Annotated in this window: 16 protein-coding genes; 5 read left to right on the forward strand and 11 right to left on the reverse strand. The window is 59.6% G+C overall.

Annotated features, from left to right (window positions below; all coding sequences use genetic code 11):
* Positions 1-16: 16 nt before the first annotated feature.
* Positions 17-1,636: a phosphoenolpyruvate carboxykinase (ATP) gene (gene pckA / locus CPH57_RS06950; RefSeq protein ID WP_033642831.1), complete on the reverse strand. Its 1,620-nt coding sequence runs from the start codon at positions 1,634-1,636 to the stop codon at positions 17-19.
* A 432-nt stretch (positions 1,637-2,068) separates the two neighbouring features.
* Between pckA and CPH57_RS06955 the strand changes: the two genes are divergently transcribed.
* Together CPH57_RS06955 and CPH57_RS06965 are read left to right on the forward strand one after the other, a co-directional pair.
* A complete protein-coding gene (locus CPH57_RS06955; RefSeq protein WP_033642832.1) occupies positions 2,069-3,412 on the forward strand; it encodes a 2-hydroxycarboxylate transporter family protein in 1,344 nt (447 codons plus the stop codon).
* A gap of 328 nt (positions 3,413-3,740) precedes the next feature.
* Entirely contained in the window at positions 3,741-5,159 is a 1,419-nt protein-coding gene (locus tag CPH57_RS06965) for a serralysin family metalloprotease (RefSeq protein ID WP_033642833.1), read from the forward strand.
* 146 nt (positions 5,160-5,305) lie between these two features.
* Here the strand turns inward: CPH57_RS06965 and CPH57_RS06970 are convergent, their stop codons facing one another.
* Positions 5,306-5,515 carry a hypothetical protein gene (locus CPH57_RS06970; RefSeq protein WP_033642834.1) on the reverse strand — a complete coding sequence of 70 codons (210 nt, stop codon included), beginning with the start codon at positions 5,513-5,515 and terminating at the stop codon, positions 5,306-5,308.
* 159 nt (positions 5,516-5,674) lie between these two features.
* On the opposite strand from CPH57_RS06970, the gene CPH57_RS24555 reads away from it, so the two are divergent.
* Positions 5,675-5,827, forward strand: coding sequence for a hypothetical protein (locus CPH57_RS24555; RefSeq protein ID WP_162882321.1), 153 nt, complete (start codon positions 5,675-5,677; stop codon positions 5,825-5,827).
* A 38-nt stretch (positions 5,828-5,865) separates the two neighbouring features.
* Here CPH57_RS24555 and yniD read toward each other — a convergent pair whose 3' ends face one another.
* Positions 5,866-5,958 carry a small membrane protein YniD gene (gene yniD / locus CPH57_RS24655; RefSeq protein WP_016928013.1) on the reverse strand — a complete coding sequence of 31 codons (93 nt, stop codon included), beginning with the start codon at positions 5,956-5,958 and terminating at the stop codon, positions 5,866-5,868.
* Positions 5,959-6,294: 336 nt separating this feature from the next.
* Here yniD and CPH57_RS06975 point away from each other — a divergent pair, with 336 nt between their 5' ends.
* Positions 6,295-6,687: an ASCH domain-containing protein gene (locus tag CPH57_RS06975; protein WP_033638276.1), complete on the forward strand. Its 393-nt coding sequence runs from the start codon at positions 6,295-6,297 to the stop codon at positions 6,685-6,687.
* A gap of 4 nt (positions 6,688-6,691) precedes the next feature.
* Entirely contained in the window at positions 6,692-7,291 is a 600-nt protein-coding gene (locus tag CPH57_RS06980; protein WP_033642835.1) for a C39 family peptidase, read from the forward strand.
* A 55-nt stretch (positions 7,292-7,346) separates the two neighbouring features.
* Here CPH57_RS06980 and CPH57_RS06985 read toward each other — a convergent pair whose 3' ends face one another.
* The 8 genes from CPH57_RS06985 to CPH57_RS07020 all read right to left on the reverse strand — a co-directional run bounded on the left by CPH57_RS06985 (position 7,347) and on the right by CPH57_RS07020 (position 14,344).
* Positions 7,347-7,586 (reverse strand): YebV family protein, encoded by a 240-nt coding sequence (locus tag CPH57_RS06985; protein WP_033642836.1) that lies wholly within the window; start codon positions 7,584-7,586, stop codon positions 7,347-7,349.
* Between the two features lie 135 nt (positions 7,587-7,721).
* A complete protein-coding gene (locus CPH57_RS06990) occupies positions 7,722-8,657 on the reverse strand; it encodes a spore coat protein U domain-containing protein (protein WP_169539546.1) in 936 nt (311 codons plus the stop codon).
* Between the two features lie 16 nt (positions 8,658-8,673).
* Positions 8,674-11,145, reverse strand: coding sequence for a fimbria/pilus outer membrane usher protein (locus CPH57_RS06995; protein WP_369825807.1), 2,472 nt, complete (start codon positions 11,143-11,145; stop codon positions 8,674-8,676).
* Between the two features lie 22 nt (positions 11,146-11,167).
* On the reverse strand, positions 11,168-11,935 hold the full coding sequence (locus tag CPH57_RS07000; RefSeq protein ID WP_046686936.1) for a molecular chaperone: 768 nt from the start codon (positions 11,933-11,935) through the stop codon (positions 11,168-11,170).
* Between the two features lie 20 nt (positions 11,936-11,955).
* Positions 11,956-12,471, reverse strand: a complete 516-nt coding sequence (locus CPH57_RS07005; protein ID WP_049866716.1) for a spore coat U domain-containing protein — start codon at positions 12,469-12,471, stop codon at positions 11,956-11,958.
* Positions 12,472-12,491: 20 nt separating this feature from the next.
* The gene (locus CPH57_RS07010; protein WP_033642839.1) at positions 12,492-12,995 is read right to left on the reverse strand and encodes a spore coat U domain-containing protein; all 504 of its coding nucleotides are present in this window, start codon (positions 12,993-12,995) and stop codon (positions 12,492-12,494) included.
* A gap of 2 nt (positions 12,996-12,997) precedes the next feature.
* On the reverse strand, positions 12,998-13,534 hold the full coding sequence (locus CPH57_RS07015) for a spore coat protein U domain-containing protein (protein WP_033642840.1): 537 nt from the start codon (positions 13,532-13,534) through the stop codon (positions 12,998-13,000).
* A 273-nt stretch (positions 13,535-13,807) separates the two neighbouring features.
* Positions 13,808-14,344: a spore coat protein U domain-containing protein gene (locus CPH57_RS07020; protein WP_033642841.1), complete on the reverse strand. Its 537-nt coding sequence runs from the start codon at positions 14,342-14,344 to the stop codon at positions 13,808-13,810.
* Positions 14,345-14,524: the final 180 nt, after the last annotated feature.

Raw genomic sequence — 14,524 nt, forward strand, 5'->3', positions numbered from 1 at the left:
ATGCTAAACGTCTGCGTTACAGCTTCGGCCCGGCGTTCACCAGCTTTTCGCCCGCCTGGGTGACGGTATATTTGGCGAAGTTATCGATAAAGCGCTGCGCCAGATCCTGCGCTTTCTCCTGCCACAGCGATTCGTCGGCGTAGGTTTTGCGCGGATCGAGGATCGACGGATCGACACCCGGCAGCGCGGTCGGCACTGCCAGCCCGAAGATCGGCAGCGTGAAGGTGTCGGCCTGCTCAATGTCGCCATTCAAGATGGCGTCGATGATGCCGCGCGTATCTTTGATCGAGATACGCTTGCCGCTGCCGTTCCAGCCGGTGTTGACCAGGTAAGCCTGGGCGCCGGCGGCCTCCATGCGTTTCACCAGCACTTCAGCGTATTGCGTCGGGTGCAGCGTCAGGAACGCGGCACCGAAGCAGGCGGAGAAGGTCGGCGTCGGGGCGGTGATGCCGCGCTCGGTGCCGGCCAGCTTGGCGGTGAAGCCGGACAGGAAGTGGTATTGGGTCTGCTCCGGCGTCAGGCGCGACACCGGCGGCAGCACGCCGAAGGCGTCGGCGGTCAGGAAGATGATCTTGCGCGCGTGGCCGGCTTTGGACACCGGTTTGACGATGTTCTCGATGTGATAAATCGGGTAAGAGACGCGGGTGTTCTCGGTTTTGCTGGCGTCGTCGAAGTCGATGCTGCCGTCGGCCCGCACGGTGACGTTTTCGAGCAGCGCATCGCGGCGGATCGCCTGATAGATTTCCGGCTCCGCCTGCGGCGACAGCTTGATGGTTTTGGCGTAGCAGCCGCCTTCGAAGTTGAACACGCCGTCGTCGTCCCAGCCGTGCTCGTCATCGCCGATCAGCTGGCGTTTCGGATCGGTGGAGAGGGTAGTTTTGCCGGTGCCGGACAGGCCAAAGAACACCGCGACGTCGCCTTGCTCGCCGACGTTGGCCGAGCAGTGCATCGAGGCGATGCCCTTCAGCGGCAGCAGATAGTTCATGATCGAGAACAGGCCTTTCTTCATCTCGCCGCCGTACCAGGTGCCGCCGATCAGCTGCATGCGCTCGGTCAGGTTGAAAGCGACGAAGTTTTCCGAGTGCAGCCCTTGCTGTTGCCAGTCCGGGTTGGTGCATTTGGCGCCGTTCAACACCACGAAGTCCGGCTCAAAGTCCGCCAGCTCGGCGTCGCTTGGGCGGATAAACATGTTTTTCACGAAGTGCGCCTGCCAGGCCACCTCGGTGATGAAGCGCACCTTCAGGCGCGTATCGGCGTTGGCGCCGCAGAAGGCATCCACCACGAACAGACGCTTGCCGGAGAGCTGGTTGCCCACCAGCGTCTTCAGATGCTGCCAGACTTCCGGCGACAGCGGCTGGTTGTCGTTCTTGCCGGTACCGTTGTCGGACCACCAGACGGTGTCGCGCGTGGTGTCGTCGCGCACGATGTATTTGTCTTTCGGCGAACGGCCGGTAAATTCGCCGGTCGCGACGTTGACCGCCCCCAGTTGGGTGAGGGTGCCGCGTTCCAGCGGCGGCAGGTCGGCGCGGGTCTCTTCGGCGAACAGCAATTCATAGCTGGGGTTATAGACGATGTCGGCGGCCTGATGGATGCCGTAGCGAGCGAGGGTTTGTGGGGTAACAGCGCGTGAAGACATATTCTACTTCCTTATGAGTCATATTATGCCTTTTTCCCGTGCGGTGCCGCGCGCAGGATTAAGGTTCGGATCAAGCTGACCGGATTCAGCTAATTGCGTTTCCGGTTCTTTATTAATAAAGCAGGGGGCTTTTTCGCCCTCCTATAGCATAGCAGCGAATTTAAGCCTGATTACTTTAATTACAAAATGCTGACGATAATTAATTAAAACCAACCTTGGCGGAGGGTCACAATATTGAATTCCCTCAGCGTAATTTAGTTTTGCATTTTTATTTTTTATCATATTGTCAGTGCTGTCTACTGTTTTATTTCTTATTAGAAAAAGCGAAATCCGCAATAGGATTTTTGTAATTAGTTGTTTTCACTTGGCTATGGCGGGATTATTGCGCCAGGTGAATCTAACCGTACTGTACGCTTGTCAGCAGGGTGAATAATGAAACAGATAAATGCAGAAATAGCCTGTGATAAAAATACGGCATCGTCCGAATCATCAGGATTAATTAATCAACTTCGTCAAATAGATATCGGTGCGGTGCCGATCGCGTTGTTTATCACGATTTGCGCCATCGTGGCGATTTCCGCCTACGCCAACTTCCTGCCGAAGAATATGATCGGCGGCCTGGCGGTGATAATGACGCTGGGCTTTGCGTTGGCGCAGTTGGGTAAAAGCATTCCCGTGCTGCGCGATATCGGCGGGCCGGCCATTCTGTGTTTGATGGTGCCGTCGGTGCTGGTCTACTTCAACGTGTTCCAGCCCAACGTCATGGGCACCGTCCATCTGCTGATGAAAGACGCCAACCTGCTTTATTTCGTCATCGCCAGTCTGGTGGTCGGCAGCATTCTCGGCATGAACCGGGTGATCCTGATCCAGGGGATGATTCGCATGTTCGTGCCGCTGGTGGTGGGCACGGTCACGGCGGTGATCACCGGGCTGCTGGTGGGGAAACTGTTCGGCTTCACCTTCTATCACACCTTCTTCTTTATCATCGTGCCGATCATCGGCGGCGGCATCGGCGAGGGCATTTTACCGCTGTCGCTGGCCTATTCGGCGATCCTGGGATCGACGCCGGACGTCTACGTCGCGCAGCTGGCGCCGGCGGCGGTGCTGGGTAATATCTTCGCCATCGTGACCGCCGGGGTGCTGGCGCGCATCGGCATGCAGCGCAAGGCGCTGAGCGGCGACGGCATGCTGATCCGTTCGGCGCAGGAGAACGCGATGTTCGCCATCAAGGAACAAAGCGGCAACGTCGATTTCCAACTGATGGGCGGTGGGCTGCTGGTGATCTGCGCCTTCTTTATCGTCGGCGGCCTGTTCGAGCATATCGTGCATATCCCTGGCCCGGTGCTGATGATCCTGTTCGCGGTGCTGTGCAAATACTGCCGGGTGATCCCGGCCTCGATGGAGACCGGCGCGCACAGTTTCTATAAGTTCGTCTCCACCGCGTTGGTGTGGCCGCTGATGATCGGTCTGGGCATGCTGTACGTGCCGCTGGAAAGCGTGGTTGCGGTGTTCTCGGTCGGCTATGTGGTGGTCTGCGGCTCGGTGGTGCTGTCGATGGGGTTGGTCAGTTTCCTGATTGCGCCTTACCTGAAGATGTTCCCGGTGGAAGCGGCGATCGTCACCTGCTGTCACAGCGGCCTGGGCGGCACCGGCGACGTGGCGATCCTGTCGGCGTCCAACCGCATGGGGCTGATGCCGTTCGCCCAAATCGCTACGCGCATCGGCGGCGCTTCCACGGTCATTGGCGCGACGCTGTTGCTCGGTTGGTTAGTCTGAGTCCAGAGTGTGTTATGGATAGCCGGGGTTGGATTGCCCCGGTTTTTTTATACTTTTTTCGACATCGTGATAATGCTGATTATTACCTTGAAAATCATTCGCATGGCGGAAAATCCCTGTCACACTTTTGATAAGAAAAATCTGTTCTCGGTAAAATGTGTCTATTCTCTTCTCTTAAGGGATTATCGTTCTCATTCAGAGTGCCGATGGAAGGCGCCAGCGCATTACCGATATCCCCGTATTGATTCAACACCGGGCCGCTGCCGTTCAGGCAATCCGCCAGTTGGGGCATCACCCCGATTGAATTGACGAATATGGAGATAAGGTTATGTCATCAAGCAATGCTTCCGTTAAGGCCGAAGGCGTATTAGCCCTGCTGGGCGCTTATAAACCCGATGAAGACGACACCATTACCGTGCTTCATCCGTCGAAAACGTTCGAGAATGCCGGCCTGGAACTGGTGCGCGGCGATCGCAGTTGGCACGACAAGGGCGTGACCGAAAAGCCGGTCTCCCTGACCTACAGCTTCTGGGAAAAGGCGCCGGGCAATATGTCGAGCATGAGCATCAGCGGCTTCAGCAGCTTTAACGCGGAACAGCGCGAGCAGGCCAAACTGGCGCTGCAGTCATGGTCCGACGTGGCCAACATCACCTTCACCGAGACCAGCAACACCGCCGCCGCCAACATCAAATTCGGTCTGTTCGATTACAGCTCGCGCGGCTCCTATGCCTTTGCGTATAACCCGGATTCATCGCCTTCGGTCGCCGGTCAAACCTGGTATAACGCCAAGAACCACACCTTCGTCAACAACCAGATCCATGAAAACGAGTACGGCCGCCAGACCTTCACCCATGAGATCGGTCATGCGCTGGGGTTGCAGCACCCGGGCGACTATAACGCCGCGCCGGGCGTCAGCATCACCTACGCTAAAGACGCGACCTACTTCGAAGACAGCCGCGCCCACAGCCTGATGAGCTATTTCAGCGAAAGCAACACCGGGCAGGACTTTAAAGGCGCGTACTCTTCCGGGCCGTTGCTCAATGACATCACGGCGATCCAGCATTTCTACGGCGCCAACATGAACACCCGCACCGGCGACACGGTTTACGGTTTCAATTCCAACACCGATCGCGACTTCCTCAGCGCCACCGGTGCGCAGGACAAGATAATCTTCACCGCCTGGGATGCCGGCGGCAACGACACCTTCGACTTCTCCGGCTTCGGCCAAAATCAGCGCATCAACCTGAATGAAAAGGCGTTCTCGGACGTCGGCGGCCTGAAAGGCAACGTGTCGATCGCGGCGGGCGTAACGATTGAAAACGCCATCGGCGGGTCGGGTAACGATGTGCTGGTCGGGAACGCCGCCGATAACGTGCTCAAGGGCGGCGCGGGCGATGATGTGTTGTACGGCGGCAAAGGGGCGGATCAGCTGTGGGGCGGCGCCGGCAAGGACACCTTCGTCTACTTCGCGGCGGATGAGTCGACGGCGGCGGCGCCGGATTGGATCCGCGACTTCGTGCGCGGCGAGGACAAGATCGATCTGACGCTGTTCAACACAGGCAGCGCCGACGGCATCCGCTTCGTCGATCAGTTCAGCGGCAAGGCGGGCGAGGCGAAGCTGAGCTACGATGCGCAAAATCACGTCAGCGATGTGGCGATCAACCTGGGCGGCGCCTTTGACGGCAACGATTTCCTGGTGAAAGTGGTGGGGCAGCCGCTGGATGCCGGCGATTTCGTGTTGGCGTAATGCAGGCAACAAAAATAGGGCGTTTTGGGCAAAAACCCGACAATTCCTATTAATTACGTCATATTAGCGTGACATAGTAGCGCGCAGAAGGCCGGGCTTGCATACCTCGGGCTTCTGTCGGATCGCCAACCTTTTCGGTTGGCGATTCATTTTCCGCCTTTCAGCATGTTGATGGCGGCGCCGAGCAGGATACGCCGTTCGATGTCGTTGCTCTCGGCCAGCTGCCGCGCCAGATGTTTCTCCAGCGTTTCTACCGACAGCGCCTCGCCGCGATGGCGCAGTTGCATCACGCTGTCGCCGATCAGGCGCGCGACTTCATCCCATACGGGTTTAATCTCCTGTTCCGAGAACGTCATGGCCTACACCTCGGTGGGTTGATTTTCGCCCAATGTAGCAGTTGAACTGCGGCTTCGCTACCGACGGCCAAAAACAGGAAGCATAAAAAACAAGCCATCAGTATTTCTTCTGGTTTTTGCGCTCAATACTTGCGGTGTCGAAAAGCAGGAGATCACAACATGAACTGGGTCGAAACCTTGGCGGAGTACTACCGCCTCAGCCGCACGGGTGAAACGCAACATTGGCTGTGCCGTCGCTGGTTGCCACAGGGGGAAGCGCGTCTTGCCTATTTGCGCGAGTTACTGGAACCGGCCGCGGCGCCGCGGCGGTGAGCAGGGCGCCGGCGGTTGGCCGGCGTCGTTTTATGGGATTAACCGAACGCTATCGCTGCCCAACGCAACAGCAGCAACGCCAGGCAGATCAGCAGCAGCACCACCACCATTTTACTGAGCTTGTTGCCCATGCGTTTTGTCGCCACGTGGCCCTCTCTTAACTGAAATACCATCCGCCGGCGATGGCGATGAGCAACAGCGTCGCCAACGCGACGCTGTTGAGTAAATCGCTGAAGGTATCGTCAGCATCGAAATCGTCTTGCCGCATGTTGCCGCCTGGCGTTGCCATTGAGTGAATACTGTTCACAGTATGCGCCCCGTAGCGCTGAAGGCACAGCGAAGAACGGTAAAAACTCGTAAAGACGGCGCTGGCGTAACGCGCAGTCGTGCTTGTGACGGATGCAGACGGCCGCCAATACGTTGTACTATCCTGTCTGCATTGAGGCATTTTTCCAAAAGGTATAATCATGGCGACGGCAATTCCACAGAAATACGAGCACCTTGAGCGCTGGGCGTTCGGCGATACCGAACAGCAGGCCGATGAAGTGGTGCAATTGATTTTGAACGGCACCAAAACGGCGACCTGCTCCAACCTGGACGGCGAGGGCATCCCACAGGCCGGCGATCGGTTCCTGGTGGTGGACGGCAAGGGAGAGCCGGTCTGCGCGGTTGAGCTGACCGCGGTGGAAATGAAAACGTACGATCAGGTCGATGAAGCGCACGCCTTTGCCGAAGGCGAGGGCGATCGTTCGCTGGCGCATTGGCGCAAAGAGCTACAACGCTTCTTCGAAGAGTACGATCTGTTCTCGCCGGACATGACGCTGGTGCTGATGAATTTCAAAGTCGTCGACAAGTTCTAAACTGATGCGCGCCGTTCCCTACGAGTGCCAGTGGGCGAGCCCGGAGATGGCCGCCGATCTGATCGCCGGCCGCGCGACGCTGGCGCAAGACGAGAATTGGGCGCGCAGCGGCGCCCGCGATCGGGCGGAGTACGTCGAGTGGGCCAACCACGTGTGCGGCATGGCCTGCCTGAAAATGGTGCTGGGCCACCGCGATGGCGAAGCGCCGCCGCTGTTGGAACTGGCGCGCCGCAGCCTGCCTTATGGCGCCTATGTGCGTGAGAACGAGCGGATAAAAGGGCTGATTTACGCGCCGTTCGTCGAGTACGTGCGCGAGCAGTTCGCGCTGCAGGCGGAGGTGAAGGTGGGGCTGGCGGCCGCCGATGTGCCGGCGCTGCTTCATGAATGCCGCTACTTTATCGCCTCGGTGCATCCCGCCATTCGCCGGCCCGAGAGCATACCGCCGCAGCGGGGCGGGCATCTGGTGTTGATCACCGCCGCCGATCCGCAAAGCGTGACCTTCCATAATCCTTCGGGCGACAGCCCGGCGACGCGCGAGCGAGTACAGCTGTCACTCAACCGCTTCGCCCACTTCTTTGCCGGCCGCGGCATCGCCATCGCATAAAAAAACGCGCTGTTTCTGATGAAAGCAGCGCGTCGTCAGCCGACTGGATGCATTTTCATGCCACCCGCATCACCCAGGCGTCCGTGTGTCGATCGTAGTGTTGCTTGTACAGCAGCGACTGCTTGCCGTTGAGGATGGCCGGAATGCTGGTGTGTTCATCCCAGCCGTCGAGCTGCATGCACAGATCCGGATCGGACTTGCAGGGGATGCTCAGGGTGCCTGCACGGTCGGCGGTGGCGTGAAGATGCGCGTCATCGACCTCGAAGCTGCCAATTTTTACGACGGTTTTGCTCATGGGAACTCCTTGCTCAATGATGTGGTAGGAGGTTAGACCAGTCAGGTCATCGGTATGAGCATAGCCAAATGAGCAAAAAATGCCACATAAAAAATACATTCTGGCAACATTCGTGCCGGGCGGCTAGCGGCTGCGCTAGTAAGTCACGACATAGCTGACGTTATCCTGATAGGTGCCGACCGGCACTTCGGTCTGCGCCGGATTGACGGCGGCGGTAAAGGGGATGCTTTGCGCCAGGCCAGTGCCGGTGCCGCTTTGCGCGTTGGTGCTGCTCCACACGGTGCTGGTATTGGGCAAATAGATCTGATACTGCAGGAAGTTGCTGGTGCCGCTGATCATTCGCCGCCAGCCGGTGATCGGATTGTTGCCGTTGGTGAAATAGGAGCTGTAAGACTGGGATTTGGTGCAGGTCAGCGTGATGCTTTGGTTGATCGGATTGAATTGCCCCACTAAGGCCATGCTGCCGAAGTTGACGTTGTTGGCGGTGTTGATCAGGCAACTCTTGGTGATGACCGCGGTGACGGTCACGGTGCTGGGTTGATTGGTGCCGTCCCACCAGATGCAAAGCCCTATCAGGCCCAGGCCGCAGATATGGTAGTTCCAAACCAGGTTGATGGTATCGGTATAGGTGCCGGCGCTGACGTTCGCGCCGACGACGGTTTTGATATACACCGGAAAGTTGACGTTGGAAGAGATCAGGATCAGCGACAGCAGATTCAGCGAGCTGTAATCGATGGTCTGGCCGACGCTATACGGGTACTGGTAGTTCGAATCCGGGTAGATCAAATAAGAAATTTTATCGCCTGAGCCGTTGCCGTTCAGCAGGGCCATGTTGTTGGTGGTGGAAGCGATCTTGACCGTGACGGTGTTTTGCGTCAGCAAATTGAGCCCGAGCCCGGTGCAGTTCAGCCCCGCGGTGCCTTGGGCGCTTATCTGGCCGTTGTAGACGGCGAAGGAGTTGCTGCTGGGCAGGGTAACCGTGCCGTTGGTGGTGGCGCAGTCCGCCAGCGCGCGTTGTCCACACATCAACAGCAGCGCCGCCAAAAAGATTTTCACTTGCCGAGACATCATTCTTCTTCTCCGTGTGTTACTGGCAGACGAGAGGGCCGACGCGTTGCAACCCCTGCGGGTTGGCCAGGCTGAAACTGACCTGGCACGGCGGGCCGCCGTCGGCCGGGATTACGCTTAACCGGTTGTGTTGCTGCACCGGATCGATATAGGTCATGCCATCCCACCCGACGTAGCTTTGTTGATTGCCGCCGAGCACCGCCACCTGGCTGCCGTTGGCCAGCGGTTTGCCTTGCGCATCGACCAGCTCCACGTCGGCGGCGGACATGCGCTGGACGGGGAATTCGACCAGGTAGCCGCTGTGATCGCGGATGGCGACGGTTTTTTCGACCGCCGGCAGGTTAACGTCCGCCGGTAAATTGAGCGGGTCGATTTGGAACTTGGCGTGGTAATACGAGGTGACGGTGGGCACCAGCAGATAACCTTTGTCGTTGGTGACGCCGATGCGCTGGTTCTCGTAGCTGACCGGAATGCCGGCGTAGCCGTCGGTCGATACCAGCGCGAAGGCATCGTTGATGGTGTTGGTGGCATAAACGCCGCCGTTCATCGCCACCAGAGAACCGCTGACTTCGCCCCAGCGGGTGTAGTCGTTACGGTTGCCATACAGCCCGGCGCGGGTTTCCAACAGCGAGGTGCGCCAGGTCACATCCGCCTGACGATAATCGCTGTTGCTGCCCTGGCCGCCGGCATAGGCCAGATTCCAACCGAAACCGCCGTCGGTCGGCGCGGCGCGGCTGTAAGCCACGCGTTCGCTCCAGCGGTTGCCGGCGTCACGGGCGGTGCTGACGTTGGCGGTGCCCCAGGTATCGAACGGAATGCTGATCTGCAGCTGAGAGCTGTAACCGTCACCGCCAATCTCGCGGTTCGCTGAGGCGTACAGGCTGATGTTGCGCCACAGCGTCAGGCTGTACGACAGGTTGACCAGGCGAGTGCGCTGGCCGATGGCGTCGCGCACGTCGAAATAACCGGCGCCCAGGCTGCCGAAGCGGCTCAGGCCGATGCTGCCGGTCAGCTGATCGGTGCGGCGGCTCAGCCGATAGCTGCTCTTGTAGGTGGATAGATCGCCAAAGTCCGCGCTGCGCAGCAGCCGTTGAGCGTTGAGGCTGAAATACTGATTGCTGTAGGTGTAGCTCAGGCTGGTTTGATCGCCGTGTCGGCCGGCGTACTGATAGACCGGCCCGGCATCCGGTTGCTGCACCGGTTGGCCGGTGACCGGATCGTAATACCGCGGCGTGACCGGAGGGGCGTTGAAAGCGTCGCGGCCCGCCTGGCTGTAACTGTAGGAGGCGTTGAGCACCCCTAGCTGCCCGATGCGCACGCCGGCGCCGGCGCCGGTGACCGCCAACTCCGCCGCACCTTCCGCCCGCCCTTCGAGCGTGAGCCAGTCGGTGACGCCGTAACGTCCGCTGCCGCTGGCCACCCACTGGCCGTAGTCCGCGGATCGGTAACCGTAGTTTTGGCGCAGCGCGCCTGCCGACAGGCTGAAATCGCTCAACCCGGCCTGCAGCAGCGAACTGGCGACATAGAACGGCACCGTCGTGCTGATCTGGCGGCCGAGCGCATCGGTCGTCACCACCGTCGCCTGACCGGCGCCGTTGATGTAGGGCACGGTATTCAGGGTGAACGGGCCGGGATTCACGTTGGCGGAGGTGTTTTTATAGCTGTTGATGTACAGATCGACGCTGCTCGGCACGGCGGCCTGGCCGGAGAACTGCGGCAGTGGGTAGGTAATGAGATCCGGCCGCGTGGCGAAATTACGCGCTACCTGCAGACCGCCGACGCGTACCGAACTGGTCCAGGGCAGCGAGCCGGTCGTGAGATCGCCGGCGGTATAGCTGAGCATGGTGTCGTCGTCGCTGTAGCGCCAGCTGCTGTCGTAGCGGATATAGCGATTGTTCTGCTGCGCGGCGGTCTCGCCGTTGAAGCTGCTGCGGAAAATGCCGGTGTTGGCGATAACGCCGAAGCCGTCGAACAGGCGCTGTTCGCTCCAGGCGGAAAAATAGCCCGGATTGCCGCGCCCGCCGCTTTGGCTGACGTAGGCGTCGTAATTCAGCAAGAAGCCCAGGCTGCTTTGCGCCGGCAGCCGCTGCTCCGGGTTGGCGTCGCCGAGGGTTTGCCTGGGGAGCCAATCGTTGGGCACCGAGATCAGCAACTGCTGCGTTTCGCCGCTGTAGGTGACGTCGACCTTATCCAGTTGATCGACGGCGATCTCTTTCACCTGTTTGTCCGTCACCGGCAGGCCGGCATCGATCAGCTGCTGAGGCGTTAAATAGTAATGGCCGCCGCGGTAGGCGACCGGCACGACTTTGCCGGTCGGGCGGCCGTTCACCACCGGCTCCAGATACAGCGTGGTATCCGGCATGCTGACGGCGCGGGGCGGCGGTGGCAAATCGTCGGCGGCGGCAGGCGGCGGGCACAGTTCTACCGCCATACAGAGTACGGCCAGGGCCAGCGGCTTGAGCTGCATGCCGCGTGAGGGCGATGGCGACATCCGCATCACCTGCGCCTCGGGCTCAGTAAGACGGGAGGGTTACGGGCTGTTTATTGTCGTTGACCATCGCCTGCAGCTTGCCGGCGGCAAAACTGCCCGACGGCGGCAGGGCGAAACGCATTTGCGAACCCGGCAGCACATAGCCCAGCAGCCCGTTGTTGAGCGGCTTGCCCTGAATGCTGACCTGCGACAGGCGAGCATGCACGATGCCGTCATTGCGCACGTCGAGCCAGCGCTGGCTGTTTTGTTGCAGCAGCCGGTAGCTGAGCTTCGGCTGGTTGGCGGTGGCGTAGTCGCGCGGGTGTTCGAAGTCTTGCTTGGTCCAGACGCCTTTGCCGCTGACGAACAGCGGCACCGAATAACGCATCTGGAATTTCAGCCCCATCTGCGCGCCTTTGTCGGGCGCTGCGCCATCTTTATCTTTGATCGGCACTTCATCGACCAGGATGCGGTAAGCCCGCTCTTGTCCGGCGGCGGCCGGCGTCTGCTTGATCAGGCGAATCAGTTGGCGTTTGCCGGGGAGAATGGTGGCGACCGGCGGGCTGGCGAGCACCTCGCTCTGGTTGCGGTAATCGTCCTTACCGCCGGTTTGTTGCCAGCCCAGCACGCGAATTTGCATGTAAACCGGCTTGCTGTCGCGGTTTTCCAGCCACAGGGCCGTCGCCTGCTGGTTGTCTTCAATAACCGGATCGATGGGCCAAATCAGAATGGAGGCGGCGGCGAAGGCCTGCGGCTGGCCGGCTAACAACAATCCTGCCAGCAGAGGCAGGCGAAGCAGAGTAGTACGCATAATGTGATCCTTTTAAAAGCTCAATAACTCACCGTCACTAAGACCGTATCGTTGTAGGTGCCGCTGGTGGGCAAGGTGCTGCTCGCCATTAAACTGGCGTAGATTTTTATTTCCTGCGTACTGCCGGTGGAGGAGACGGTTTGGGCGGCGCCGCCGTTGCCGCCGTCTCCCCACAAAACGGCGTAGTTGGCATCCTGGTAGAGCTGGTAAATCAGCGTTTCCGAGGTGACCGAGTTCAACAGCTTGCGTCCGCCGGCGATGGAGCCGGTCACGTTATTGCCGACGTTCAATCCCAGGGTGACGCTGAGCCCGGGGTTGCAGCGGATAAGGATTGAGCCGGCGCCGGCGCTTGAGACAATTTTTATCGGGCTGCTTAAAGACGCCACCTGGCCGAAGCTCATGCTGCCGAACGAGGTAACGTTGGTGACGCCGCTGCCGAGCACGCAGCCTTTGATGATCGAAGCATTGACCGTGAAGCCCTGGCTGACGGTATCGGCATGTGCCGCCGGAGCGCCAAGCAGCGCCGTCAGCAGCAGGGTGCGCAGCGTTCCGTTAATCACCAATTTATCGTCACCTGTACCGTGTCCGTATAAGTGCCTGTTGCCGGCGTCGCCTGCACCGGGATCATGCCGTACACCGGCAGCCAGACGCTTTGACCGGTGGCGGTCTGCGTCACGCCGGTGACGTTATCCCAGACGGTGGCGTAGCTGGCGCTGGTATACAGGTTGTAGTTCACGCGGGCGCCCGCCGCGCTTTGCAGATAGCGCGAAGCGGTATTGCCGCTCTGTCCGCCGCTGAGTAGCACCGTGTAACTGGTGCCGTTGTTGCAGTTGATCTGCAGTGCACCGGCGTTCGCCTGGCCGGTCACTTTTATCGCCGTATTGAGGAAGTAAACCGTGCCGAAGTTAAAGGTGCCGAACGTGGTGTTGCCGCCGCTGGTGGTGCCTGCGACACAGGATTTGACCAAGGTGGCGCTGACGCCGACCGTCGCAGTGCTGACGTCGGCGCGGCAAGCGCCTGCCAACGACAGCAGCATGCAGGTGACGGCCAGGCGCGTCATGCTTACCAGGTGACGGTCATGGTGACGGTATCGCTGTACGCGCCTGCCGCCGGGGTGGTGCCCGCGGCGGGCACCAGACCATAGACGATCAACGGGACCGCCGAGCCGGTGCCGGTGCCGGTCAGCACGCCGGTGGTGCTGTTCCACGGCACGGCGTGGGCGCTGTCCTGATAGAGGTTATAGCTGATGTAAGCGGGCACGCTGCTGGCCATGCGTCGCTGGCTGCCGGAGGCGTTGAGGCCGTTGTCCAGCGCCACGGTGTAGTTGGTGCCGGTGGTGCAGTTCAGCCCCAAGGTGCCGGTGCCGCCGCTGCCGGTGGCGCTGGCGGTGATGACGTTAGCCAGCGACGAGTAGGTGCCGAAGCTGATGGAGCCGAAGTTGTTGGTGGTGCCGGAGCTGTTGCCGCCGGTAACGACGCAGCCGGCGCCGATGGTTAAAGTGACGCCCAGCGTGCCCTGAATGGTGCCCGCCGCAAAGGCGGCGCCAGAGGTGCACAGCAGAACCGCTGCCGAGGTTAATGCCGCCAGAGTCTTTTTCATCATGGTTCCTTGCCGTAGTAGAGAAGCCTGCCAAAAAGCCCGAAAAATGAGTCAAATGCATTAATCTATTTACAGATTAATTAATAGAATAAGAACGGGGGAATGTCTTGCCGAAAGATTAAAAACTTTATTTATTTTTAAGCGAGATCGCAGGTTGAGTGCAGCGTAAACACATCAGGGGGAATCGTGTTTGAGATAATGAGATGGCGGATGGGAATATTATTATATTAATGAATGACGGAGCGCCGTGGTGGCGCCCCGTGTCGGCAGGCATCACCAGGTCACGGTCATGGTGACGGTATCGTTGTACACGCCGGCGGCCGGGGTGGTGCCCGCGGCGGGCACCAGACCGTAGACGATCAGCGGGACCGCCGAGCCGGTGCCGGTGCCGGTCAGCACGCCGGTGGTGCTGTTCCACGGCACGGCGTGGGCGCTGTCCTGGTAGAGGTTATAGCTGATGTAGGCGGGCACGCCGCTGGCCATGCGCCGCTGGCTGCCGGAGGCGTTGAGGCCGTTGTCCAGCGCCACGGTGTAGTTGGTGCCGGTGGTGCAGTTCAGCCCCAAGGTGCCGGTGCCGCCGCTGCCGGTGGCGCTGGCGGTGATGACGTTAGCCAGCGACGAGTAGGTGCCGAAACTGATGGAACCAAAGTCGTTGGTGGTGCCGGAACTGTTGCCGCCGGTGACCACGCACCCGGCGCCGATGGTCATTGTCACGCCCAGCGTGCCCTGAATGGTGCCCGCTGCGTTGGCTGCGCCACTGATGCACAGCAGAGGTGTTAACGAGAGCAAAACCAGCAGAGTTTTTTTCATCATGATTCCTTGCCATGTCAGAGAAAGTCCGCAAAAACGCCACCCAGAGCTGAGTTGCACGCATTTATTTACTTACATTTAAATTAATAGGATAAGAACGTGAAATTGTCTTTATCAAAGGTCAAAACTTTTTAATTGGCACAGGGCAAGCGTGCGCGGGTGAAATAACGTGATGGTGAA

This window comes from Serratia sp. JKS000199 (genome assembly GCF_900215455.1).
In the GTDB taxonomy this organism is placed as follows: domain Bacteria; phylum Pseudomonadota; class Gammaproteobacteria; order Enterobacterales; family Enterobacteriaceae; genus Serratia; species Serratia ureilytica.